Below are 25,477 nucleotides of genomic sequence, written 5' to 3' on the forward strand. Positions count from 1 at the left end.
TGGTATAAATCTGCGTCAGACATTAGTTGAAAATACTACAGAACGTCCGGGACGAACTGCATCGACGGCCCGTCACGATCGCGCTCTCAGGGTCGTCCCGATCGCCTGGAGAGGAGGAGATGCGCCCCCAGCACGGTCACGATCGGCACGGCGGCGAACACCGCGGCGACCACGTGCTGGCCGTCGAAAAACGCCATCGTGGCACCGATCGCCGTGATGGTCACGAACGCCATCATCACCAGTCCGAAGACGTCGTCCGTCACCATCCGCTTTAAGAGACTCCGATCGTCGGTATCGACCTGCTCGCGGAGCTCCTCGAGTTCGATGTGGAGGGTCTTGAGGTCCGACTCGAGTTTTCCGTTGATCCCGTCGACGCGCGACTCGAGTTCGTCGACGGCCGATTCGACGTCGGCGTCCGACGTCATCTCCGCTTCCAGGGCGTCGAGATCGGCCGCGATCGTCTCTAACTGGCGCTGCTGGGCTTCGAAATCCGTTCGCAGCTCCGTGACGGCCGGTTCGAGGTCTGCGACGTTCGGCTCGAGATCCGCCACGGTCGATTCGACGGTCGCGGTTGTCCGGCGCATTCCCTCGAGGTCCGCCCGGAGCGACGACACCGACTCCGCGGTCGCGGCCTCGCGATCGATCGTCTCGACCGCCGACCGGAGGTCGGCGACGGTCTCGGCGAGGTCGTCGGCCGACGCGGACTCCTCGATCTCGTCCTGAAGATCGTCGACCTGCGATTCGACGGCGTCGATTCGCTCCCGTGCCGACGCGACCGCCTGGGAGACCGTGTCGACCTCCTCGGTGGCAGTTCCGACCGTCTCGCTGATCGCGTCGACCTCGTCGCTGACCGTTTCGACCTCCGCTTCGATCGTGGCGACGGTCTCGTCCGTCGACTCGATCGATCGTTCCAGCGCGGGGAGGGTGTCGACGGACTCGCGAACCGCCGCCAGCTCCCCCTCGAGGGTCGACAGGTCGGCGTCGATCGCCTCGAACCGGTCCTCGACGCGGGTCGCGAGCGCGTCGAGATCGGCGTCCGACGCCCAGTCGCCGTTGCGATCGGCGCCCGCGGACGCCCCGTCCAGTTCGTCGAGCCGTTCGAGGCGCGCCGTGACCTCGCTCTCGAGGGTTTCGATCGTGTGGGCGATCATCGGGACCGCCTCCTCGAGATCGCGGAGCCGATCCGCCAGTCCGTCGGTCACCGCGTCCAGGTCCGACTCGTCGATCGCGGCCTCCGCGAGCGCCGACAGTTCGGCCTCGAGATCCTCGACGGACGCCTCGACCGTGTCGATCGACGTCTCGAGATCGGCGGCCCGCTCGTCGACGGACTCGCGCGTCGGGCGATCGGCGAGTTGCTCGTCGAGCGTGGCGACCGAGTCCGCCAGGGACTCGAGTCGATCTTCGACGTCGGCCAGATCGTCGTCGATCGACGTCTCCCGCGACGCCTGATCCTCGACGTCGCCCCGCAGCGATTCGAGGTCGACCGCCAGCGCGTCGACGTCGGCTTCGAGGGCTTCGACGGTCGCAGCGTCGACGGCGTCAGTCGTCTCCGCCATCTCGTCGATCACCGAGGTGAGCGCGTCGAGTTGCGCGTCGACGTACTCCCGCCTGGCCTGCGACGAGAGCCGTTCGTCGAGCCTCTCGACGTCGTCCTCGAGCGATTCGAGCGTCCGTTCGGCCCTGCCGATCGCAGCCTCGAGGTCGTCGCTCCGGTCGCCGGACGCCTGCCGATCGTCGTCGATGTTCCGCACGGATCCGCCGTCGGTCAGCACGCGTCGTGAGCCGGCGTCGGTCGCCCCGTGCGTGCCACCGATCGCGCACGGCCGCTCACGTCCCGCCCCAGAGTCGCGCCTCTCGACGTGGCGCGCCGAGCGACGGCCTGACGCGTCGAGGAACGACTCGTCACCACCGACGTCGACGGATCGCCGTCGATCGCGCACCCCGCGGATCCCGACGATCCACGACAGGATCGCATTGATTCCAGTTGCCATTTTAAATAGAATACGAGCGGACGTATATGGATTTATTGATGGTGTACTGACCTATGAACGGAATTGAACGATTCGCGTGCGCAGCGAACCGCGGTCGAATCGCCGGGAGTGACGCCGGTCGTGGGAGTGGTGAGGCGGGCGTGGATGGGCTAGCGAAGCATTGGTCCTCGCGCACGCGACGCTCGCGCGACCGCACGCACACCCGCGCAGTCTTGCGGTTTTGGGCGAAAGCGTTATCAGATGCTCAGTCGTAGCGAGCGACGATGATCGACACTCGTCCCGGATCGGACGACCACCGCACCAGCGGAGGTGAACCGCCGTGGAACTGATAATCACGGAGAAGGATAACGCCGCGCGGCGGATCGCCGACATCCTTTCCGGCGGCACGTTCGACTCGACTCGCGAGAACGGCGTCAACGTCTACGAGTGGGGCGGCAAGCGCTGCGTCGGGCTCTCGGGCCACGTCGTCGGCGTCGACTTTCCGCCGGAGTACTCGGACTGGCGCGACGTCGAACCGGTCGAACTGATCGACGCGAGCGTCCAGAAGACCCCCACGAAGGAGAACATCGTCGCCACGCTCCGGATCCTCGCCCGCAAGGCCGAGCGCGTGACGATCGCGACGGACTACGATCGCGAGGGCGAACTCATCGGGAAGGAGGCCTACGAGATCGTCCGCGACGTCAACGAGGACGTCCCCATCCGTCGCGTGCGATTCTCCTCGATCACCGAAAACGAGGTCCAGAACGCGTTCGACGAACCCGACGACCTCGACTTCGATCTGGCCGCCGCCGGCGAGGCCCGCCAGATCATCGACCTGGTCTGGGGCGCGGCGCTCACCCGCTTTCTCTCGCTATCGGCCGGTCAACTCGGCAACGACTTCATCTCCGTCGGCCGCGTGCAGTCGCCGACGCTCAAACTGATCGTCGATCGGGAACGCGAGATCCAGGCGTTCGACCCGGAAGACTACTGGGAACTGTTCGCTGACCTGGCCAAGAACGGGACCACGTTCGAGGCGCAGTACTTCTACCGCGACGAGGACGACAACGAGGCCGAGCGCGTCTGGGAGGAGGCCGTCGCCGACGAGGTCTACGCGACCCTCGCCGATCGCGACGCCGCGACCGTCGTCGACGTCAACCGCCGGACGCGCACGGACACGCCGCCGTCCCCCTTCAACACGACCCAGTTCATCCGCGCGGCCAGCGCGATCGGCTACTCCGCCCAGCGGGCGATGTCGATCGCCGAGGACCTCTACACCGCGGGCTACATCACGTACCCGCGGACGGACAACACCGTCTACCCCGACGACCTCGATCCCGAGGAGTTGCTCGACGACTTCGTCGGCCACGCGACCCTGGGCGAGTCCGCGGAGAGCCTGCTGGAGGCCGACGAGATCGTCCCCACGGAAGGCGACGAGGAGACGACCGACCACCCGCCGATCCACCCGACGGGCGAGATCCCCTCCCGCGGCGACGTGAGCGACGACGAGTGGGAGATCTTCGAACTCGTCGTCCGGCGGTTCTTCGCGACCGTCGCCGACGCCGCCGTCTGGGAGCACCTCAAGGTCGTCACCGAGGTCGACGACTACCGGCTCAAGTCCAACGGGAAACGGCTCGTCGAACCCGGCTACCACGACGTCTACCCGTACTTCAACACCAGCGAGAACTTCGTCCCCGACGTCGACGAGGGCGAGGAACTGGCGATCGACGACGTCGAACTCGAGGAGAAACAGACCCAGCCACCGCGGCGCTACGGCCAGTCCCGGCTGATCGAGACCATGGAGGATCTGGGCCTGGGAACGAAGTCGACCCGTCACAACACGCTCGAGAAACTGTACGATCGCGGCTACATCGAGGGCGATCCGCCGCGTCCGACGAAACTCGCCATGGCCGTCGTCGACGCCGCCGAGAACTACGCCGATCGGGTCGTCAGCGAGGGGATGACCGCGCAACTCGAGGCGGACATGGACGCGATCGCGAGCGGCGAGGCGACGCTCGACGACGTGACCGACGAGTCCCGGGAGATGCTCGAGGAGATCTTCGCCAACCTCGCGGACTCGCGCGAGGAGATCGGCGACCACCTGCGGAAGTCGCTGAAAGACGACAAGCGACTGGGGCCCTGCCCCGAGTGCGGCGAAGATCTGCTCGTCCGGCAGAGTCGCCACGGGTCGTACTTCGTCGGCTGTGACGGCTACCCCGACTGCGAGTTCACGCTTCCGTTGCCCTCGACGGGCAAACCGCTGATCCTCGACAGCGAGTGCGAGGAGCACGGCCTGAACGAGGTCAAGATGCTGGCCGGCCGCCAGACGTTCGTCCACGGCTGTCCGCTCTGCAAGGCCGAGGACGCCGGCGAGGGACCGATTCTGGGCGAGTGTCCGGAGTGCGGTGGGAGCGCGACGTCGGAGACGTCGCGAGACGGAGACGGTGAAACCGTCGACGAAGGCGGCGAACTGGCGATCAAAACCCTCCAGAGCGGGTCCCGTCTGGTTGGCTGTACGCGCTACCCCGACTGCGAGTACTCCCTGCCCCTGCCCCGCCGGGGCGAGATCGAGGTCACCGACGAGTACTGCGACGAACACGACCTCCCCGAACTGGTGATCCACAACGGGGACGAGCCCTGGGAACTGGGCTGTCCGATCTGTAACTACCAGGAGTTCCAGGCTCGCGAGAGCGACACCGGCTCCGACCTCGAAGCGCTCGACGGGATCGGCGCGAAGACCGTCGAGAAACTCGCCGACGCGGGGATCGAGAGCATCGACGACCTGACCGAGAGCGATCCCGACGCCGTCGCGGACGACGTCGAGGGCGTCAGCGCCGATCGGATCCGCGAGTGGCAGGCGAAGGCCTGATCGGGCTGGCCGGCCCCTCTCCCCGCCGTCGTTCGCACCGTTCCTCACCTTCTTTCGGCGATCCATTCGACGTGGCGACAGACCCGTCGCCGGAAACCTCTTCACAAACAGACGATCGGAGGTAGAATTAACTGGACGTATATGTATTCTCAGCTAACTACCAGGTTCGGGTGAGTTACCCACGCGAACCAGGGTTGGACGGGTGGCTCCAATGAATACACCAGATGATACATCCGGCGGCCCGCCACGGGGCGAACGGGACGGCGAAATCGAAGTGACCGTCGGCATCGATCGGCTCGAATCGTTTCTCTCGGCCGACGACCCCGAAGTCAGGGAGTACGCGGCCCGGACGCTCGCGACGGAAGCGACGGATCGACCCGCGGACGTCTGTTCCGCGGTCGGGACGCTGACCGATCGGCTCGACGACGACCCGGCGATCAGGTCCCACGCGGCGGCCGCGCTGTCGACCGTCGCGGCGTCCTACCCCCGCGAGGTGCGGGACGCCGTCGACGCCCTGACGGAACGGCTCGAGGGTTCGAGCGCCGTCCGGGCCGACGCGGCCGACGCACTCGCGTCGATCGCCGACGACCATCCGCGTTCGGTCACCGACTCCACGGCGGCGCTCGCGGCTTACGTGACCGCCGACGAGGACGCGGTCCGGGTCCGCACGACGGACGCTCTCGCCGCGATCGCCGCGGCCGATCCGGATGCGGTCGCCCCGGTCGTCGACGAGGTCGCCGCCGCGACCGACGACGAGACGGTCGCCGTCCGCGAGAACGCGACCGCCGTCCTCGCGGCCGTCGGCGAGGCCCGCCCGGACGACGTGCTCGACGCCACCAGCCAACTCGTCGATCGACTCACGGACGAACCCGCGATCCGGGTGAACTCGATGCACGCGCTCGAGGCCGTCGCCGTCGAGACGCCGGCGGCGGTCGCGACGGCGGCCGATCCCATCGCGGCACGACTCGCGGACGATCGGTACGAGGTCCGGGTCGACGCGGGGTCGGCGCTCGCCGCGATCGCCGACGAACGGCCGGACGCCCTCCGCGGGGTCGTCGATGCGCTCGCGGCGAGCCTGGCCGACGATCGCGAGGTTCGCCGCGAGACCGTCGGGGCGCTGCGGGACGTCGCCGAAACCGCGCCCGAGGACGTCGTTCCGGCGGTCGACTCGCTCGTCGATCGGCTCGACGACTCGCTCCCTGCGGTTCGGACGGACGCCGCGGCGACGCTCGCGTCGGTCGCGGCGGCAGCCCCTGCCGCAGTCATGGACGCCGTCGAACCGCTCGCGCGCCTGCTCGACCCCGACGAATCGGCGGCGGTGGACGGGACGGACGACGCGGACGAGAGTCCCGCGGTCCGGACCCACGCCGTGACGGCGATCGCGGCCGTCGCGGACGACCATCCGGACGCATCCGAGTCGGTCGTCGGCGACCTCGCGGGTGTGCTCGACGACGCGGACGAGACGGTCCGACACGAGGCCGCCCGCGCCATCGCGGCCGTCGCCGAGGAGACGCCGGGGTGTGTCCGCCCGGTCGTCCCGGAACTGGCCGATCGCCTCGACGATCCACACGAACCGGTTCGCCACCACGCGGCGACGGCCCTGGGAGCCATCGCGCTCGACGGCCCGGACGATCGGCCGGACGTGCCGACCCTCGTCGATCGGCTCGAAGAGGACGACGAGTGGGTCCGAGGGTACGCCGCCCGCGCGCTCGCCGAAGTCGCCCAGGTACGAACGTCGCGGGCCCATCCCGCTATCAGGTCGCTCCGCCGGCGGGTCGACGACGAGTCGCCGGCGGTTCGCCGGGCGGCAACGCGGGACCTCGCGGGCGTCGCCGCCGAGAAGCCCCGCGCCGCCCGTTCGGCCGTCGGACCGCTGGCCGACCGCCTCGCGGACGAGGACGCGAGCGTCCGGAACAATGCCGCGATCGCGCTGGCGACGATCGCCGCGACCTATCCGGACGACGTCCGCGACGTGCTGGCGACGCTGTTCGGCGCACTCGACGATCCCGACCGGAGCGTCAGGGAGACGACCCGCGAGACCCTCGCCGCGATCGCCCCGGTCTCGGGGCGCGGCCGGCGACCGGCGTTCACGCTCGCAGTCGAGGAGACGCACGCGGCCGACGAGACGGTCCGCATCGCCGCCTGCGAGGCCCTGTCGGTGCTCGGACTGACGACGCCGGGGGAGGTCGAGGCCGGCGTCGGCGCGCTCGGGGACCTGCTCGTCGACTCGACGCCGGCGGTCCGGGCCGCGGCGCTCGAGACGCTCGAAACGTACCTCTCGGCCGACCTCGACCTCGATCCGACGCCGATGGCCGCAGTCCTCGACGTCGTGGACGAGCGAAACGAGCGCGCTACCGCGGTCGCCGCAGCCGTCGCGGACCTCGCCCTGATGGACCCGACGCTCGTCGCGTCCGCAGCGAAACCGTTGCTCGAGCGACTCGCCGACGCGCCGGACGACACGCGCCGGGAACTGATGCGAGCGCTCGCGAGCGTCGTCGCGGAGACCGATCGGCGACCGGTCACCGAACTCCTGCTGGACGGCATCGACTCGGGGAACTCGAGGGCGATCGCCGCCGAAGTCGCGCGACTCGCGGCGGCGGAGCCCGACGACGTGGCGTCGCGAACGGACGACCTCGTGGCGTTGCTCGACGCCGACGACGAGGGCGTCCGGGGCTACGCGACGCTCGCACTCGGGACGCTCTCGACGACCGGTCACGACGACGGCTCGGCGCTCGGCGACGCGCTCAATCGGGTCGACGATCGACTGCTCGACGCCGCGTCGCTCGTCGCGGGCGGCGAAACGCCGTCCCACACCGACGCGATCGACAAGCAGCTATCGGGGCTCGGTCGCCGCATCGACGACGATCCGTGGACGGGCGGCCTCGCCGTCCTCGGCCTCTCGGTGCTGGCCGACGAGTCCGACACGCTCCGGCCGACCGGCGTCTCGAAGATCGCGGACGGACTCGTCGTCGACAGCGCGGTCGTCCGGACGACGGCCGCGCGCGTGCTCGCGGCGATGGCCGCCGACGATCCGACCGGGTTCGACGACGCGACTCCGGCACTCGTCGACGCCCTCGCGGATTCGGACTGCGCCGTTCGGGCGAACGCCGCCGCCGCACTCGCCGAACTGGCCGGTGCGGACGAACTCGAGGCCGGGTCGACCCTGTCGGCGGAACTCCGATCGCGCCTGACCGACCCCAACGCCCGCGTGCGGACGCGAGCGATCCGGACGCTCGGAGCGATCGACGCCCTGTCGGTGCGTCCCGAGGTCCGGGCGCTGACCGACGATCCGGTTCCGACCGTCTCGTCCGCCGCGGCCGAGACCGTGGATCGCCTCGAGTCGCGCCGACCCCTCGAAGCACCGTCCGAGACGGTCGACCCCGACTGGCGGATGGCCCGCGGCGGCCCGGCCGGGACCAGTCACGTCCGATCGGGCGAGGCCCTCGAGGAGCGGCCGAGCGAACAGTGGCGCGTCACGATCGACGCGGCGATCGAGGCGCCGCCAGCACTCGTGGGTGAGACGATCTTCCTCACCCGAACGGACGGGACCACCGCCGCGCTGGCCCTCGAGGACGGGAGCGAGCGCTGGGCGTTCGAGACGGAGAGTCCGGTCCGGACCACTCCCGCAGTGGTCGACGAGCGCGTCTACGTCGGGGCCGACGACGGCGCGGTCTACGCCCTCGACGCCGAGACCGGCGAGCGCGCGTGGCGCTACCAGACCGACGACCCCGTCCGGACGTCGCCGATCGTGGCCGACGGCACGGTCTACGCCGCCAGCGACGCGCTCCACGCGATCGACGCCGAAACCGGCCAGCCCGACTGGACGGCCGATCTCGACGGGCCGGCCACCGGGATCGCGGTCGCCGACAGCACGCTCTTCGCCGGCTGCGGCGGTCGAGTGATCGCCGTCGAGACCGACGCTGGCGATCGCCGCTGGGAGCGGGACCTCGAGGACGGCGTCAGTACCGCGCCAGTCGTCGCCGACGACACGGTCTACGTCGGTAGCGGCGGACGACTCGTGGCACTGGCCGCGGCGAACGGCGAGGAACGGTTCCGGTTCGAAACCGGCGGCCGACTCAGGGCCGCGCCGACCGTCGCCGACGGCACCGTCTTCGTCGCGAGTGCCGACCACAGCCTCTACGCCGTCGATGCGGCGGCGGGCACCGAACGCTGGCGCGTCGCCGTCGGTGCCGCGGCGACGGCCCCCGTCGTCATCGACGACCACGTCTGTCTGGGCACCGACGAGGGCCGCATCCACGCGATCGCGACCGACGACGGCACCGAGCGGTGGCACCACGACCCGACCGGCATCGGTCTGACCGCGATCGCCGTCGCGAGCGACCGACTCTGTACCGTCGACGAGGGCGGGATCGCCGCCGTCGGCGACGCGACGACCTCGTGGAAAGACCGGATGGATCCGATTTCCGGGCTGTTCACCCGGTTCGGGAACGGCAGGTAGGAACCGCGACCCCCTTCAGGCGGTCGACGTCGACTCGTCGTCGGCCGTCTCGTTCCCGGCCGATCCCGCCCGTCGCGCGTCCAGCACGGGTTCGGCGGCCTCGACGATCGTCTCGGGATCCACGATCCCCTTCTCCTGCCACCGGTTCTCGCCGTCCGCGTCGATCACGACCGTGACGGGGTAGCCGACGACGCCGTACGACGCCGCGAGCGTCGAGTCCGGGTCGTAGCCGACCGCCCAGTTGCCGTCGTGGGCCGTCCACCAGTCCCGGAGTTCGTCGGGCGGCATCTTGCCGAGCGACTGGTAGGTGACCGACAGGAACCGGACGTCGGAGCCGTAGTCCTCTCTGAGTTCCTGACGGGCTTCGGCGAGGTGTGGCATGTGCGCCTGACACTGGCCACAGCCCGTGACGAAGAAGCTGACGACCGTGACCCGATCGGCCGGCACCGCGACCGTCCCGCCCTCGCTCCCGCGGGCGTCGATCGTCTCGACCTCGACGGGCCCGTCCGACTCGTCGTCGTCCGCAGGCGCGGGTCCGCTCTCGCCGCCGACCGTGGGCATCCCGTTCCGCAGGAGCGCGACGCCACCGCCGAGCACGCCGAGGCTCCCGATCCCGGCCACGAGGTCCCGGCGCCTCACCGGCCTCTCACCTCGACTGGCGGTCGCCCCCGCCGCGTTCCGGACCGGCGAGACGCGCACCCGCCCACGACGCGACGATCCGTGTGACTGCTCATACGCGGGCGTACGATTCCCCGACCAAAGGGTTCACTGGTTCGATCGTCGATCGGCAGGAGAACGCTCAAGCGCCCGCCAACCATGCGTTCGAACGTGACAGACGACCGCGAGCGATGGAACGAGAAGTACAGGGACGTCGACTTCGACCTCCCCGACGATCCGATCCCGGCGCTCGAGCGCCGGATCGAGACGCTCCCCGAGGGACGAGCCCTCGACGTCGCGACCGGGACCGGACGCAACGCCGTCTTCCTCGCCGAGCACGGCTACGCGGTCGACGCGATCGACGTCTCCGACGAGGCCCTCTCGCAGGCACGGGAGCGGGCCGCGGCCCGCGACGTCGACGCGTCGATCGACTGGCACCGGACGGACGTCGCCGATTTCGAGTTCGGATCGGAGCGGTACGACCTCGTGACGGTGAGCTTCTTCGCGGGACTGGACGTGCTCCCGGACCTGAAAGAGGCGCTCGCGCCGGGCGGCGTCCTCGTCTACGAGCACCACCTGCGCACGACCGATCCCATCGACGTGGGCCCGTCGAGCGATCGCCACCGGTACCGATCGAACGACCTCCTCCGCGCGTGCCTGGACCTGACCGTGCTCTCCTACGGGGAGCGACTGCGGCCGCTGTCGGACGGACGCGCGGCGGTCGCGACACTGGTCGCACGAAACTCCACCGGCGGGGCGCAGTCGTACCCGATGCTCGCCGAATGGTCGAACGAGGACGAGTGAAAAGAGGACCCAATACGGTCGATCGCCGCGGAGCGCAAGACGCAGGACGCAGGGCGCAGGGTTCGGGACGCAGGGCGCCGGTCGGTTAGTCCGGGTTCGAGTCGTCGTCTCCGTCGGTCCCGTTGGACTCCGAGGCCGTCTCGTTCCCGTCGGTCTCGTTCGTCGGTTCCGCCTCGACGCCGGACTCGGCCTCGACGGTGGCCCTGACGCCCGAGACGATGTTCGAGGGCGTCGTCCCGCCGAGGTCGCTCCAGTGGACCTCGCCGTCGCCGTCGATCGCGGCCGTTCCCGGGAAATTATCGGTGTTGTGGTACTCGTCGAAGAAGGCGCCCGATCGATCGATCCCGATCGGCCAGTAGCCGTCGTTCTCGACCCACCAGTCGGCCAGTTCGTCGTTCGACGGCGTCGCACCCTGGGTCCAGTCGATGACCGAGAACACGAACACGTCGCTGTCGGGTCCGACGTCGAACTCGGCGGCGAGGCGATCGTACGCCTCGCCGACGTTCGAGAGGTAGGCGATGCTCGTCGGGCAGAACTGCCGCGTGAAGTTGACGAGGACGACCTGATCGGACTGCGGGACGGTGACCGTCCCCGCCTCGCTTCCGGGGGCGTCGATCAGTTCGATCTCGTACGGCGGCCCGTCGTCCTCGCCGTCCTCGCCATCGTCGCTCTCGTTGTCCTCGTTCCCGCCCGATACACTTTCGAGACAGCCGCTCGCACCGATCGTTCCGACACCAGCGGCGGTCGCGAGGAGGGCGCGCCGATTCATCGTCGCCTCGCCCCGGCCCGTCGCCGCGCTCCGGTCGGGACGCCCTCGCGGTCACCCGTCGCGCCACCGACGATTCGATAGTCGGCCATACCCGCCGTACGGCGGCGTCCGAAATAGATCCGGCGATCCGGCGATCGAACGAGCGACGGTTCGACCGTCCGTGGTCCCGCCGGCGAAGTCAGAGGGCTTTTTGCTCCCGACTGCGCACACGATAGCGACCACCAGTGACCAGCGCGATCGTCACGGCACTCGCCGGCATCGTCTTCGGCGTCGCCCTCGCGGCGCCGCCGGGACCGATGAACGCCATCATCGCCGAGGAGAGCGTCGTCCGCGGGTGGACGGCCGGCTTCTGGGCCGGCCTCGGCGCGATGGTCGCCGACGTCGTCTTCTTCGTACTCGCGCTCGCCGGCATCGTCGCGATCATCGACCAGTCCCCGGCGATCCGGCCGATCCTCTACGTCGCCGGCGGACTCCTGATGTGTTACTTCGCCGTCGGCGCGATCGAGGAAGCCCGATCGGCGGCCTCGTTCACTGACGGCGGCCGCAACGAGTCGAAAGGCTTTCGCAAGACGTTCGTGCTCGCGCTGACGAACCCCTACCAGATCGGGTTCTGGCTCACCGTCGGCGTCGGGTTGCTCCAGTCGGGCAGCCTCGACGTCTTCTCGCACGTGCCGGGCGCGGGAGCGGTCCTCGAGGGAACGCTCGTCGTCCAGACGGGGTCGCCGGCCCTGCTGCTGGGATTCTTCGGCGGTATCACGCTCTGGATCGTCGCCTACCCCGCCGCGCTGGTCGCCGCGGGGCGGCGGGTCGACGCCTTCGCACCGATCGTCGCCGCCCTGAGCGCCGTCGTGCTGGCCGGGTTCGGCCTGCTCTTTCTCGCCGTCGGCACTCTCGGGATCTTCTAATACGGATTGCTGTACCGATGTACCGGCGCAACCGCGATCCGGGCGGCGGTTGCGCCGGAAACGACTTACAGTAAACCGTATAAGGGCCTCGATCAGTCGACGACGCCGTCTCCGTCCCGAACGAGGATCGATCGTCGGACGCGACCGGATGCAAGTCCGTGACGTCGTCACTCTCGGAACGAACGACCGGAAACCGCGGACGGGCGCGTCAGTCCCCCATCGCCGCGATTTCGTCCTCGAGCCACTCCTGGAACCACTTCACGCGCTTGAGTCGCTGGTGAGCGATGCTCTCGGCCGTGTCGCTCTGGACGCGCGAGGCGGCGTCGTAGCCGCGTTCGAGGACCCGATCGACCATCTCGTCGGTGTCCATGTGGGTGCGGGCCTCGTACCCCATGCGCAACAGCATCAGGGCCGTCCCGTTCGCGCCGACCTTGTCGAGCAGGTCGGCCTCGATGAGCGACTGCGTCTCGAGTGAGAGGTCGTTCAGGTCGCCCTGGTAGGAGTGGTGTTCGATCGCGCGACACACCTGCTTGATGAACGATTCGGGGTACTCAGCGCGGGATTCGAGGTACTCCCGGGCGACGCGAGCGCCGGCCTCGGCGTGGAGTTCCTGGTCCGTCTCGAGTTTGGCGACGTCGTGAAAGAGCGCGGCGACCCGCGTAACGTCGACGTCCGCGCCCTCCTTGCGGGCGATCTCTTCTGCGAGATCGACCACGTTGAGGATGTGGTTGTGCCGGTACTCCGCGGAGTGCCACGGATACCAGCGCATGCGGCCGCCCTCGTCTTCCTTCTCGACGCTAGCCGCGAGATACTCGAAGACGAATCCTTTCATTTCCTCGAATTCGGCGTCTGGTACCCTGGTTTCTTTTATTTCGACGCCCACGAGAGATCCCTCCGCAGTAGACGAACGATAGTCATTGGCAGATTGTAAGCTAGTTTCGCTCTTAGGCCTTTGGTTCGGAATGCGACCCGGTGACAGTGTCACGGATCGTCGTTCCGTACGCCTGAACTGTCCGGTTTTCCCGATCGGCGGGCTGATCGTCCACGTCGCGACCCGCACCGATCTCGACGCAAGTCTAGGCAATATCCGTTAAAGTCAAACAGACGGCACGGGAAGGGAGGTGTATGAGCAGCGAACAGGAGCAGGAGTCGATCCGGTGTCTCGTCGCCAAAGTCGGCCTCGACGGTCACGATCGGGGCGCCCACGTCATCGCCCGCGCGTTCCGTGACGCCGGGTTCGAGGTCATCTACTCCGGCCTTCACAAGGCACCCGAGGAGATCGTCCAGGCGGCCGTCCAGGAGGACGTCGACGTCCTCGGCATCTCCATTCTCTCGGGGGCTCACGACACGCTCGTTCCGAAGATCATGGACGGCCTCGAAGCGTACGGCGCGAAGGAGGACACCCTCGTCCTCGCCGGCGGCGTGATCCCCGAGGAGGACCGCGACGAACTCAAAGCGCTGGGTGTCGCCGAAATCTTCGGCCCGGGCACGTCGATCGAGGAGACGATCGAGTTCGTCCGCGAGAACGCACCCGAGCGATGAACGCCAGCCACGAATCGTTGCTCGAGGACCTGCTCGCGGGTGAACACCGCGCGCTGGCCCGCGTTATCTCGAAGATCGAGAACCGATCGCCGGGGTACCGTGACCTCGTCTCCGAACTGTACGCACACACGGGCGCGGCCGACGTGATCGGGATCACGGGCAGCCCCGGCGCGGGCAAGTCGACGCTCGTCGACAAACTGGCCGAAACCTACCGCGATCGGGGCGAAACTGTCGGCGTCATCGCGATCGACCCCTCCTCGCCGTTCACCGGCGGCGCGGTGCTCGGCGATCGCATCCGGATGGCCTCGACGGTCGGCGACATGGACGTCTTCGTCCGATCGATGAGCGCCCGCGGCACGCTGGGCGGACTCTCGACCGCGACGGCGGACGCCGTGAAGGCGATGGACGCCTTCGGCAAGGACAAGATCATCATCGAAACCGTCGGCGCCGGCCAGAACGAGATCGACATCGTCCGGACCGCCGACACCGTCGCCGTGCTCGTCCCGCCGGGATCGGGCGACGACATCCAGACGCTGAAAGCCGGCATCCTCGAGATCGCCGACGTCTTCGTCGTCAACAAGGCCGATCGACCCGGCGCCGACCGAACCGTCCAGGAACTCCGGGACATGATCCACCTCGGCGAAGGACCGGGGATGGGCGACGGCGGCCACCACGGTGCCGACGCGATGGGCGCGGGCGGTGCCGACTGGGGTGACGATGGCGACGAAGACGGCGACGATGGAGACGAGATCGAAGAGTGGACTCCACCGATCGTCGAGACCGTCGCGACGAAGGGGGAGGGCGTCGAGGCGTTCATCGACGAACTCGCGGCCCACCAGCAGTACCTGGTCGACTCCGGCACCCGCGCCGAGATGACCCGCGGGCGCTACGCCGAGGAGATCCGGACGCTCCTGCGCGAGGACGTCCACGCGGTGCTGGAGACCCGGATCGAGGCGGCCGGCGGGATCGACGACCTCGCGGAGGCCGTCCGGACGGGCGATACGGACCCCTACACGATCGCGAACGACCTTCTCGAACCCGTCGAGGCGTGTCTCGACGACCTCGACGTGAACGGGTCCCGATAGTGGGTCCCGGACGAGACGTTCCGACACCCGATCGCGATCGCGGCCCGACGACGCGGCGACCGGCGACCGCGGCGTCGCTCGAACCGACCGCGTCGCTCCCGCGCACTGACGTCCGGCCGACAGTATAAGACGATCGGCGGTCTACACGACTGGTATGAACGCCCGTACAGTCCTCGGTGCAGCTGCCGGGATCGTCGGCGGTGCCGTCCTCGGGAATCGCCTCCTCAAGCGTCGAGCGAGCGAGTTCGAGAACCCGCTGCCGGGCGTCGAACGCACGTACCGGTGGCGCGGGATCGAGGCCTCCTACACCGTCGCGGGGGATCCGAACGATCCGGACATGTTGCTGTGTCACAGCATCCACGCCGGCGCGAGCAGTCACGAGTTCGCGCCGATTCTCGAACGGCTCGCGGAGACCTACCACGTCGTCGCGGTCGACCTCCCGGGCTTCGGCCAGTCGGAACGGCCGCCGCTGGTCTACTCTCCCACGCTCTACGCCGAGTTCCTCCGTGACTTCGCCCGCGACGTGACCGACGAACCGATCGTCCTCGCCTCCTCGCTGACCGGGTCGTTCGTCGTCGACGCGGCCGACGAGGCCGACTTCGAACACCTCGTCCTGATCTGTCCGACCGACGAGACGACCGCCGAGCGACCGTGGGTGCGCACCCTCCTCCGGACGCCGATCGTCGGGACGACGCTGTTCAATCTGCTCGCGAGCAAACCCTCGGTCCGGTACTTCTACGATCGGGACGGCTACTACGACGCCGATCGGATCGACGAGGACGAGGTCGAGTACGCGTGGCGGAGCGCCCACCAGCCGGGAGCCCGGTACGCGCCGGCCTCGTTCGCGTCGGGGACGCTCGATCCGGACTTCGACCTCCAGACGGAACTGGCGGCCCTCGAGACGCCGACGACGCTGGTCTGGGGCCGCGACGCGGAACTCGTTCCGCTCCGGCAGGGGCGAAACCTCGCCGACGCGGCCGACCTGGATCTCGTCGTCATCGATTACTCGACGCTGTTGCCACACGCCGAACACCCGGAGAAGTTCGTCGAGTACCTCACCGCGGAACTCCCGCGTGCGAAACGCTAAGTGCGACCGGTCATCCTCTTTTGTGCCCGTCGGCGGCCCGTGATCGAGCGGCGCTTGCCGCCCGGAACCGCTACCGGATCAGTCGCCGCCCGAAGGCGATCGGGTTCAGTCGCTGCTGGAGGCGGTTCCGCTGCCGATCTCGAGGCCGCGGGTCGGGTCCACCCACGAGCCACCGCCGAAGTCGATCGCGTCGTTCCAGTGGGCGACGACCGTGGTGACGGCGAGGTCGCCCGTCACGTTGGTCATCGTCCGCAGCCGATCGAGGATCGGGTCGACGCCGGCGACGAAGCCGACCACCTCGAGCGGGAGGCCGAGCTGGGTCAACACCAGCGTCAGCATGATCAGCCCCGTTCCCGGGACGCCCCCGGCACCGATGCTCGCGAGGACCGCAATGAGGACGACCGTCACCTGTTCGACGATACTCAACTGGACGCCGACGAGGTTGGCGGCGAAGATGGCGACGACCCCCTGGTACATCGCCGTCCCGTCCATGTTGATCGTCGCGCCCAGCGGAAGCGAGAACCCGTAGACGCTCTCGTCGATCCGCAGGTTGTCGTCGGCGTTGGCCATCGTCACCGGCAGCGTGCCGCTCGAGGAGCGGATCGAGAGCGCGGTCACGATCGCATCCTTCGACCCCGTCAGGAAGGAGACGGGGGACTGCCTCGTCAGCACGAGAATCAGCCCACCGAGGTAGACGACCCCGATGTGGATCAGGATCGCGGCCAGCAGGGTCCCGATCAACAGCGCGAAGGGGACGATCGCGTCGACGCCGGCCTCGCCGAAGACGGCGGCCATGAGCGCGAAGACGCCGATGACGCCGTACTCCATGACGCCCCAGACGATCTTGAACAGCGCCTCGGTGCCGGCCTCGACGATGTCGAAGATCGACTCGACGCCGCGTCGAACGGCCTCGTCCTCGGTGCTCTCCTCGAGCATGAGGAGCGCGATGCCGAAGACGATGACGAAGAAAATCGTCGCGAGGACGTCGCCCTCGGCCATCGCGCCGATCGGGTTCTCCGGGACGATGCCGATCAACACCTCGGCGAAGTCGGGGGTATCGGCCGGTTCGAACTCGACGTCCTCGGCCAGCGTCAGCCCCGACCCCGGGTTGACCAGATTGGACACTGCGAGTCCGATGACCACCGCGATCGCCGACATGACGGCGTACATCGCGATGACCTGCCCACCGATTTTCCCGAGTGCCGAGGGCGTGATCCGCCGGATCCCCATCAACAGCGTGAAGATGACGATGGGGATAACGATCATGCTCAGCAACCGAACGAAGATATCGCCCAGTGGCTGGAGTGCCGTCGCGGCGTCGCCGACGAGCAGGCCGACGATCGATCCCAGCACGAACGCCGTACCGATTCGGTAGACGATCGGGATCGCACGGTAGCGTCGCCAGGCCGATTTTGCGGCACCAGGTACCATGTATCACACCTCGCGTTTTCGTCCGATTTCGAGAATCAAAAAACCACGAGACAGTTATACCAACGGGAACTGCGTAATCGAGTCAGTAACGCGATCGGCCGGGGGAGTAATGCGATCGTACCGCAGTCCCGCGGGCGCGGCGCGAAGCCGACGCGAAACCCCGATCGTGGTCCCGTCGCGCCTGGCCGCGATTCCGACGGGGTCCGGTCCTGTCGATCGGTCGGTGTCTCCGGCCGCCGTGAAAAACCGTTATGCTCCGAGCGAGCGTTCTAGCAGTCGATTCAGGCCGCCCCGATCGAGCAGGTATTTTTACGCCCTCGCAGGACGGCCCGCAATCAGGCGGGATGTGAGACAGCATGGCTACGACATCGAAAGACAGGGCAGAGACCGCTCGCGCCGTCGATCTGTACCAGTTCGAGGGCACGGATTGCTACCAGGAACACGACGATCACGCCCGGCTTCGCGGGTACTTCCCGCTGACGCCCGGCGCGCCGAACGGCTTCGACGCCGGTGCCGAGGATCTGATGATCGTCTGTATCGAGATCGAACCCGGGGACTACCTCCCCACCCACCGGGATAGCAACGAGGAACTGCTCGTCGTGACCGCGGGTCGGGTCGAGGCGACGATCGGCGACGAGACGATCGATCTCGAGGACGGACAGTGCGCCGTGGTTCCGGAGATGGCCCCGCACGGGATCTACAACGGCGGCGACGAAACCGCCCGTATCATCGGGTTCTTCCCGGAGAACGAACTGACCGCGACGTTCGAGGACCCCCTCGAACCGTTCGGAACGACCGACGTGGAGATCGAACCGGACCACACTGCGGCCGAGTGAGAGCGTATCGCGTGAGAGTCGGACGGATCCGGGTCGGACGCTCGATTTCCGGACACCGCGCGCTCGGCATCACCCGATCGGCGCTCGGACTCGGCGTGAATCGACGAACGGGCAAGTACAGCGGCCGGGACGCGCGATCGTGAGTCCGAACCGACGGCGGAGCCGTCCCGTTACGTTTTACCCCCGCCGGCCCGAATCGAGGCTCAATGACTGCCCAGACCGTCCAGCAGGGCGACCTCGTGACCGTCATCGGCCTCGAGGTCCACGTTCAGCTGGAGACCGACACGAAGATCTTCTGCGGGTGCTCGACCGACGAGACCGACGAGCCGAACGAGAACGTCTGCCCGGTCTGTCTCGGCCTGCCGGGCGCGCTCCCGGTGCTCAACGAGGCCGCCGTCGAGGCCGCCGTCAAGATCGGGAAGGCGATCGACGCCGACATCCCGGAGGAGACGCGTTTCCACCGCAAGAACTACTACTACCCCGACCTGCCGAAGAACTTCCAGATCACCCAGTACGACGAGCCGATCTGCGCCGACGGCGAACTCGAGGTGTCCGTCGAGGGCCAGCGCCGCACCATCGCGATCGAGCGCGCTCACCTGGAGGAGGACCCGGGGAGCCTCCAGCACGTCGGCGGCGGTGGCGGTATCGACTCGGCGGAGTACACCCTCGTCGACTACAACCGCGCGGGCACGCCGCTGATGGAGATCGTCACGGCACCGGACTTTCGCAGTCCCGACGAGGTGCGGGCGTTCCTCGCCGAACTCGAGGACGTGCTGGAGTACCTGGGCGTCTTCGACGCCGAACGCGACGGGAGCCTCCGGATCGACGCCAACCTCTCGATCGTCCCCGCGGACGAGATCGACGGGGACGACACCGACGAGATCGGCGCGGACGCGCTCGCGGCGGCCAACCGCACCGAGGTCAAGAACATCTCGAGCCACAAGGGCGCACAGAAGGCCCTCGCCTACGAGGAGACCCGCCAGAAGAACGCGATCCAGCGCGGGCGCGCGGTCGAACAGGAGACCCGCCACTGGGACGAGTCCCGCGGGATCACGGTCTCGATGCGATCGAAAGAGGAGGAGAAGGACTACCGCTACTTCGAGGAGGCGGACCTGCCGCCGCTTCGCGTCTCGGGCTGGAAGGACGAGATCGCGATCCCGGAACTCCCCTCGGCTCGCCGCGAGCGGTTCCAGGACGAGTACGGCCTGAGCGAGGAGGCCGCCTCGAAGCTCACCTCCACGAAGCAGGTCGCGGACTTCTACGAGGACGTCGCGGGCGAGTTCGATCCGGACCTCGCGGCGACCTGGGTCGCGGACAACCTGCTGGGGGAACTCAACTACCGCGACATGGAAATTACGGACATCGACGATCGACTCGACGAAATCTCCCGACTCGTCGAACTCGTCGCCGACGACGAGATCACGGCGAAAAACGCCCGCGAGACCGTCCTCCGAGCGATGCTCGACGACGGAACCGCGCCCGACGCGATCGTCGAGGAGGAGGGGCTGGGCAAGACCGGCGCGGACGAGGTCCAGCAGGCCGTCGTCGAGGCGATCGACGAGAACCCGGGTGCCGTCGACGACTACGAGTCGGGCGACGACGGCGCGATCAACTTCCTCGTCGGGCAGGTGATGCAAAAGACCGGCGGGAGCGCCGATCCGGGCGACGTCAACCAGTTATTGCGGGCCGAACTCGAGAGCTGAGTCACTCGCGCGCGCCGGTTCGTGGGGTACCCACACTCTCGACGCGCACAAATTCCACCGAACGAGTGCAGACATCCGTGATACCGGATCGCGTCCGACCGATCGACTATTTCTAACTCTGTTCGCCCCATCACAGTCTGATCTAACAGAGTTTTCCATCAGCATCCCATCAATTAATATTGGACAGAATGTGTGTGGTGGACATGGACCGCATTTCGCTGGGCAACGACGAATTCGAGGGGCGAAACAACGCGTACGTACTCGCCGACGACGCCCGCGACGAACTCGCGCTCGTCGATACGGGGATCGCGACCGACGACGTCCGATCGGACCTCCGCGCGGGGCTGGCCGAGCGGGGCTACGAGTTCGCCGACGTCGACGACGTCGTACTGACCCACTATCACGTCGACCACGCGGGACTCGCCGGGGAGATCCAGGCCGAGAGCGGCGCGACCGTCTACGTTCACGAAGCCGACCTGCCGCTCGTCGAACGGGACCCCGAGGCGGTCGCCGCGGCCGACGAGCGCCGCGAGACGATGCTCGACGAGTGGGGCGTCCCGGCCGACGCACAGGCGGATCTGTTCGCGTTCCTGGATGCGGCGAGCGGGATCGAGGGGACGCCGCCCGAGGCGACGCCGATCGAGGACGGGACGATACTCGAGGTCGGTGGGTGGACCCTCGAGACCGTTCACACGCCCGGACACGCGGCCGGACACTGCTGTTTCGAGACGAGCGGTGCGTCGGAGACGCACCGAACGGGGGGCGAAACCGAGGCGTTCGTCGGTGACGCCGTCCTCCCGGTGTACACGCCGAACGTCGGCGGGGCCGACCTCCGGGTCGACCGGCCGCTGGCGACGTACCGCGAATCGCTCCGACGGATCGCCGATCGGGACTACGACCGGGTCTGGCCCGGCCACCGCGACCCGATCGCGGAACCGGCGGCCCGCGCCCGCGACATCCTCGATCACCACCGGGACCGAACCGCGGCGGTTCTCGAGGTGCTTCGCGAACACGGACCGGTCGATCCCTGGGCGGTCAGCCAGCGACTGTTCGGCGACCTCGAGGGGATTCACGTCGTTCACGGGCCCGGTGAGGCGTACGCTCATCTCGATCAACTTCGCCACGACGGGGTCGTGACGGTCGAGAACGGCCGGTATCGGCTCGAAGATCCGGACGTCGATCTCGCGGCTGTCGACCTGTCGGCCGAATAAATCACCGACGTGTTTCTTGTTTGTACGTGACGCGTGTTCCTTGTTACACTCCCTCATCTTTAATAAGGACTCATCGAAACAGAGTGATTAGAATTGGTAACATATTGAACCACAATAGTTAAGAAGAGTAACAAAAATCTTATTCCGGGAAAGGATCGCTCGAGACGCTCCGGGAAACCGAGGACCTGACGATCCTGCTCGCCGAGCAGAACTCGACATTCGCGTTACGCCACGCCGAGCGACTCTCGCTGATCGAGACAGGCAAGATCGAACTCGTCGGGACCGACGACGAGTTCCACGACAACGAGTACGTCCGAGAGGCCTACGTCGGCGTTCACTGAGCGCGGCTTTTTTTCGACGGGCGTCTACGCCACCGCATCGGGAGCGAAGCGCGGCCGTCACTCGATCGACTCGAGACCGCCCTGGAACTCGGCGATCGCCTCGCGGAACTCGTCGGGGACCGGGACCGTCTCCTCGGTCTCCAGGTCGACGGCGACGTGGGTGACGGTTCCATCGGCGAGGAGAGCCCCGTCGTCCTTGCGCCGGGCGCGGTACTCCGAGGTGAAACTCGCCGTGCCGAACTCGACGACCCGCAACTCGTTTTCGATGACGTCGCCCAGTTCGGCCCCCTCCCGGTAGTTCAGTTCCGTGTTCGCGACGTGGGTCTGCCAGCCGCGATCGATCATCTCCTCGAAGCCGTAGCCGATCTGTCGGAAGAACTCGGTCACCGCCTCGTCCTGGAAGGTGAAGTACTCGCCGTAGAAGACGATGCCCTGGAGGTCGGTTTCGGCGAACCGGACGCGGTTCTCGAAGACGGACTGGAACGCGGGCCCGTCGTCGCGGTCCGTGGATTCCATAGGGGCAACGGCACGTCGATCAGTAAAGTGATATCGGTCCCGGCGATCGCTCACACGGTCGCCGGACGGCCACTCAGAGACCGTTCTGTAACGTTTCGAGGTCGTCGGCGTCGTGCCCGCAGAGGATCCGGGCGTCGTACCGTCGCTCCTCGTCTTTCAGCAGGCGCAGGCTCTCGTACCAGGCCCGCTTGCTCCACAGCAGGTCGCCACCCATGGGGCGTTCGTCGTCGTAGTTCGCCCGCACGTAGGCCTGGTCGCCCGCCAGGATCACGGTCCCGGCGTCGTCTACGTCGAGTCGGACGCCGAGCAGACCCGGCGTGTGACCCGGGAGGTGGACGAACTCGAGGTCCTCGAAGCGCTGTTCGCGCTCCCCGTGAACGATCTCCCAGTTCAGGTCCCGATTGAAGTCCCCAGCCACGTAGGCGTCGCTGCCCGCGTCCGTCTTCGCGCTGTAGTAGGCGTACTTGAACTCGTCCTCGTGGACGAAGATCGGCGTCCCCGTGCCCTCGAAGGCGTACAGGCCACCCGCGTGGTCGAGGTGGAGGTGCGTCTGGATCACGTAGTCGATGTCGTCGACGGCGTACCCCGCCGACGCGAGGTCGTCCTCGATCGGGCGCAGGCCCGTGTGTTCGAAGGCCGCGTACAGTTCGGCCGGCCAGTGGCCCGAATCAGCCTCGGGGTGCGAACCGGTATCCCAGAGGATCGTCCCCTCGGGGTGCTCGATCACGAGGTTGTATACCGGCCCGTCGCCCATCGTCACGTCCGGGTTGGGATCCGCCGCCGTCCCGACAGTGTGGCCCTCGACGATGTGGTTGAAGTCGGTCGTGATCGTTCCGCGATCGATCGGGGTGATGGTTGCATCGACCATACGCCAGTTACGACGGACGGTCGGTTATCCGTGGGGGGTAACAGCGACGTCCTGTATATGCCGGGCACAGCACTACCTGTCGTCACGGCGATGCGTTTGCATGGTCAGAGCCTCGACGATCGTGATCCTCCTCGGCGTCGCCCTGCTGTTCGTCCCGATACCGCCGATCGCGACGGCGCTCGGCGTCCTCGTCATCCTCGTCGGCGTCGCGCTACGATTGCTGACGGACAACTAGGGGCCGACCAGTCCCGGAGACGGCGGCGCCTCGACCAGCGCGGGCCGGGCGTTTGCCGTTGGGTCCACCGTTTTGTATTCCGTCTCCGAACCGTTACGCATGACCCAGACCCCGCGAGCGATCGTCGTCGGTGGGGGACTCGCCGGCCTGGTCGCCGCGCGTCACCTCGCCGCCGGCGGTGCCGACGTAACGCTGTTCGAACGCGAGGAGACGCCCGGCGGTCGCGTCAGGACCCGCGAACGGGACGGGTTCCGCCTCGATCGGGGATTCCAGGTGCTCTTTACCGCCTATCCCGCCGTACAGCGGGAACTCGACCTCGACGCGCTCGACCTGCGCCGGTTCGCGCCGGGAGCCACCATCGCCCGGCCGAACCACCGATCGACGCTCTCGGATCCGATCCGCGATCCGGCCGCCCTGCTGGCGACGCTGTTCAACCCCGACGTCTCCGTCGGTGACAAATTCCGCGTCGCGCGACTCCGGTGGGACCTCCTGCGAGCCGACCTCGACGCGATTTTCGACGGCGCCGAACCGGACGACGTCTCGATCGACGCCTTCCTCCGCGACCGGGGGTTCTCCGATCGCTTCGTCGAGCGGTTCGCCGCGCCGTTCTACGGCGGCATCACCCTGGACCGATCGCTGTCGACCTCGAAGCGGGTCTTCGAGTACACCTTCCGGGCGCTCGCGGCGGGCGACACGGCCGTCCCGGCCGCCGGCATGAGGGCGATACCCGAACAACTCGCCGAAAAGGCTCGCGAGGCCGGCGCGACGATCGAGACCGGAATCGAAGTGACGGACGTCGCGGCCGACGGGAGCGACGACGGTGCCGGTGGGACGACGGTGACGGCTGGAGAGGAGTCGATCGCCGCCGACGCGGTCGTCGTCGCGACCGATCCGCCGACCGCTCGCGACCTAACGGGGGTCGAGTCGATCCCCACCGAGGCGCGCGCCTGCGTCACCCAGTACTACGAACTGCCGGCGCGGACGGACCTCGAGACGGGACGACGGTTGCTGTTGAACGCCACCGAGACCGGACCGAACCACGTCGTCCCCTACAGCGCCGTCGCCCCGGAGTACGCGCCCGACGACGCCACGCTGATCAGCGCGACCTACCTGGGCGAGCGCGAGGAACGCGACGAGGAACTGGCCGATCGTACCCGCGACACGCTCGCCGACTGGTACCCCGAACGGCGGTTCGACGACCTCGAACCGCTCCACACCGATCGGATCGAGTTCGCCCAGTTCGCCCAGCCGCCCGGAATCCACGATCGGTTGCCGGACCCGCGCGATCCGGCGGGCTCGGTCTACCTGGCCGGGGACTACACCCGGTGGTCGTCGATCCAGGGCGCGATGGAGAGCGGCCTGCGGGCGGCGAAAGCCGTGATCGACGATCTGTCACGGTGAGTCGGTGTGTCGGGAGGGAAGCACCAGGTCGGGCCCGCGTGGAGCGGCGATCGAGGTCAGTTCGCGGTCACGTCTCCGCGCGAGGTTCGTTCTTCGCAGTCACTCGCCCGCGGATAGTTTCGGTCGGGTCGATCGGGACCGCCGCACCGGCTCGCGGCGGCGTTCGATATCCAGACTGCGTCGAGAGAGATACGGTGCCAGGGTTCGGGCGGAGAGTAATCCGCGGTAGACGCCGTCGTCGACGACCGGAAGCTGTGTGACGCCGGCGGTTCGCATCGTCTCGGCGGCGTCCCGAATCGTCGCTCCCGGCGAAATCGTCGTCACCGGTGTCGACATGATCGTTCGAACGACCGGCCGTGCGTCCGACTCTGCGACCAGCGCGACGACGTCGGATCCCGTGAGGATCCCGACGACGTCGCCGTCGTCGAGGACTACCAGGGCGGGAACCGTCGGGTCACACAGCAGACGTGCAGCTTCGGTCACGGTCGTATCGGGCGCGACCGTCCCCGGAGAACGGATTCGGACAGCGTCGACGCTCGTCTCGATCATGTTACACAGACTCTACCACGTGCCGGAGCATAACGGTTGCGGACATATGTCCACTAATAACCAGAATACCTAATATTGTATCGAGTTTTGTCGCCCACGAGCCGACTTCACTTCCCCCGGTTGGCGGCACATATTGGACACTCCGAAGACGGCATTCCGGTCGTCCCGGCCGCCGATCGGTATTCGGTCCCCGACCGGTATTCGGTCCCCGATCGGTGATCGAAATCCCTGGCGCCCCCCGA

At 67.9% G+C, this 25,477-nt stretch carries 20 protein-coding genes and 1 pseudogene; 13 read left to right on the top strand and 8 right to left on the bottom strand.

The genetic code is table 11. The features are described from left to right. Positions 1–86 precede the first annotated feature (86 nt). Positions 87–1,991 carry a coiled-coil domain-containing protein gene (locus AC6I6X_RS12480; protein WP_497930848.1) on the bottom strand — a complete coding sequence of 635 codons (1,905 nt, stop codon included), beginning with the start codon at positions 1,989–1,991 and terminating at the stop codon, positions 87–89. Positions 1,992–2,310: 319 nt separating this feature from the next. Here AC6I6X_RS12480 and AC6I6X_RS12485 point away from each other — a divergent pair, with 319 nt between their 5' ends. Together AC6I6X_RS12485 and AC6I6X_RS12490 are read left to right on the top strand one after the other, a co-directional pair. Beyond that, a complete protein-coding gene (locus AC6I6X_RS12485; protein ID WP_497930849.1) occupies positions 2,311–4,836 on the top strand; it encodes a DNA topoisomerase I in 2,526 nt (841 codons plus the stop codon). Between the two features lie 211 nt (positions 4,837–5,047). Further along, positions 5,048–9,295 (top strand): sister chromatid cohesion protein PDS5, encoded by a 4,248-nt coding sequence (locus tag AC6I6X_RS12490; protein WP_497930850.1) that lies wholly within the window; start codon positions 5,048–5,050, stop codon positions 9,293–9,295. A gap of 15 nt (positions 9,296–9,310) precedes the next feature. Here the strand turns inward: AC6I6X_RS12490 and AC6I6X_RS12495 are convergent, their stop codons facing one another. Further along, a complete protein-coding gene (locus AC6I6X_RS12495; RefSeq protein WP_497930851.1) occupies positions 9,311–9,934 on the bottom strand; it encodes a TlpA family protein disulfide reductase in 624 nt (207 codons plus the stop codon). A 189-nt stretch (positions 9,935–10,123) separates the two neighbouring features. On the opposite strand from AC6I6X_RS12495, the gene AC6I6X_RS12500 reads away from it, so the two are divergent. After that, a complete protein-coding gene (locus tag AC6I6X_RS12500; RefSeq protein WP_497930852.1) occupies positions 10,124–10,756 on the top strand; it encodes a class I SAM-dependent methyltransferase in 633 nt (210 codons plus the stop codon). Between the two features lie 85 nt (positions 10,757–10,841). Here the strand turns inward: AC6I6X_RS12500 and AC6I6X_RS12505 are convergent, their stop codons facing one another. After that, a complete protein-coding gene (locus AC6I6X_RS12505) occupies positions 10,842–11,525 on the bottom strand; it encodes a TlpA family protein disulfide reductase (protein WP_497930853.1) in 684 nt (227 codons plus the stop codon). A 224-nt stretch (positions 11,526–11,749) separates the two neighbouring features. Between AC6I6X_RS12505 and AC6I6X_RS12510 the strand changes: the two genes are divergently transcribed. Then, on the top strand, positions 11,750–12,430 hold the full coding sequence (locus tag AC6I6X_RS12510) for a LysE family translocator (RefSeq protein WP_497930854.1): 681 nt from the start codon (positions 11,750–11,752) through the stop codon (positions 12,428–12,430). Between the two features lie 208 nt (positions 12,431–12,638). Here AC6I6X_RS12510 and AC6I6X_RS12515 read toward each other — a convergent pair whose 3' ends face one another. Continuing rightward, positions 12,639–13,313 (bottom strand): HD domain-containing protein, encoded by a 675-nt coding sequence (locus tag AC6I6X_RS12515; RefSeq protein ID WP_497930855.1) that lies wholly within the window; start codon positions 13,311–13,313, stop codon positions 12,639–12,641. A gap of 242 nt (positions 13,314–13,555) precedes the next feature. On the opposite strand from AC6I6X_RS12515, the gene AC6I6X_RS12520 reads away from it, so the two are divergent. The 3 genes from AC6I6X_RS12520 to AC6I6X_RS12530 all read left to right on the top strand — a co-directional run bounded on the left by AC6I6X_RS12520 (position 13,556) and on the right by AC6I6X_RS12530 (position 16,144). Continuing rightward, complete coding sequence (locus tag AC6I6X_RS12520) at positions 13,556–13,972, top strand: cobalamin B12-binding domain-containing protein (protein WP_497930856.1); 417 nt, start codon at positions 13,556–13,558, stop codon at positions 13,970–13,972. After that, a complete protein-coding gene (meaB, locus tag AC6I6X_RS12525) occupies positions 13,969–15,057 on the top strand; it encodes a methylmalonyl Co-A mutase-associated GTPase MeaB (protein ID WP_497930857.1) in 1,089 nt (362 codons plus the stop codon). Before AC6I6X_RS12520 ends, meaB begins: the two co-directional genes overlap by 4 nt. Positions 15,058–15,211: 154 nt before the next feature. Next, positions 15,212–16,144, top strand: a complete 933-nt coding sequence (locus AC6I6X_RS12530; RefSeq protein ID WP_497930858.1) for an alpha/beta fold hydrolase — start codon at positions 15,212–15,214, stop codon at positions 16,142–16,144. A gap of 105 nt (positions 16,145–16,249) precedes the next feature. Here the strand turns inward: AC6I6X_RS12530 and AC6I6X_RS12535 are convergent, their stop codons facing one another. After that, positions 16,250–17,575: a dicarboxylate/amino acid:cation symporter gene (locus tag AC6I6X_RS12535; protein ID WP_497930859.1), complete on the bottom strand. Its 1,326-nt coding sequence runs from the start codon at positions 17,573–17,575 to the stop codon at positions 16,250–16,252. A gap of 356 nt (positions 17,576–17,931) precedes the next feature. Between AC6I6X_RS12535 and AC6I6X_RS12540 the strand changes: the two genes are divergently transcribed. The 4 genes and pseudogenes from AC6I6X_RS12540 to AC6I6X_RS12555 all read left to right on the top strand — a co-directional run. Further along, on the top strand, positions 17,932–18,411 hold the full coding sequence (locus tag AC6I6X_RS12540) for a cupin domain-containing protein (protein WP_497930860.1): 480 nt from the start codon (positions 17,932–17,934) through the stop codon (positions 18,409–18,411). 206 nt (positions 18,412–18,617) lie between these two features. Then, a complete protein-coding gene (gatB, locus tag AC6I6X_RS12545; RefSeq protein ID WP_497930861.1) occupies positions 18,618–20,114 on the top strand; it encodes an Asp-tRNA(Asn)/Glu-tRNA(Gln) amidotransferase subunit GatB in 1,497 nt (498 codons plus the stop codon). Between the two features lie 203 nt (positions 20,115–20,317). Further along, entirely contained in the window at positions 20,318–21,325 is a 1,008-nt protein-coding gene (locus AC6I6X_RS12550; RefSeq protein ID WP_497930862.1) for an MBL fold metallo-hydrolase, read from the top strand. Positions 21,326–21,480: 155 nt separating this feature from the next. Next, a pseudogene (locus tag AC6I6X_RS12555) lies at positions 21,481–21,666 on the top strand (ABC transporter ATP-binding protein); the annotation flags it as partial. Between the two features lie 57 nt (positions 21,667–21,723). Here the strand turns inward: AC6I6X_RS12555 and AC6I6X_RS12560 are convergent. Together AC6I6X_RS12560 and AC6I6X_RS12565 are read right to left on the bottom strand one after the other, a co-directional pair. Next, a complete protein-coding gene (locus AC6I6X_RS12560; RefSeq protein WP_497930863.1) occupies positions 21,724–22,182 on the bottom strand; it encodes an acyl-CoA thioesterase in 459 nt (152 codons plus the stop codon). A gap of 73 nt (positions 22,183–22,255) precedes the next feature. Then, complete coding sequence (locus AC6I6X_RS12565) at positions 22,256–23,050, bottom strand: N-acyl homoserine lactonase family protein (protein ID WP_497930864.1); 795 nt, start codon at positions 23,048–23,050, stop codon at positions 22,256–22,258. A 100-nt stretch (positions 23,051–23,150) separates the two neighbouring features. Between AC6I6X_RS12565 and AC6I6X_RS12570 the strand changes: the two genes are divergently transcribed. Both AC6I6X_RS12570 and AC6I6X_RS12575 read left to right on the top strand, forming a co-directional pair. Then, a complete protein-coding gene (locus AC6I6X_RS12570; RefSeq protein ID WP_497930865.1) occupies positions 23,151–23,285 on the top strand; it encodes a transporter in 135 nt (44 codons plus the stop codon). Positions 23,286–23,384: 99 nt separating this feature from the next. Further along, positions 23,385–24,686 carry an NAD(P)/FAD-dependent oxidoreductase gene (locus AC6I6X_RS12575; protein ID WP_497930866.1) on the top strand — a complete coding sequence of 434 codons (1,302 nt, stop codon included), beginning with the start codon at positions 23,385–23,387 and terminating at the stop codon, positions 24,684–24,686. Positions 24,687–24,785: 99 nt separating this feature from the next. On the opposite strand, the gene AC6I6X_RS12580 is transcribed toward AC6I6X_RS12575, so the two are convergent. After that, positions 24,786–25,235: a CBS domain-containing protein gene (locus tag AC6I6X_RS12580; RefSeq protein ID WP_497930867.1), complete on the bottom strand. Its 450-nt coding sequence runs from the start codon at positions 25,233–25,235 to the stop codon at positions 24,786–24,788. Positions 25,236–25,477 lie beyond the last annotated feature (242 nt).

Source organism: Halosolutus sp. YCN4 (assembly GCF_059736495.1).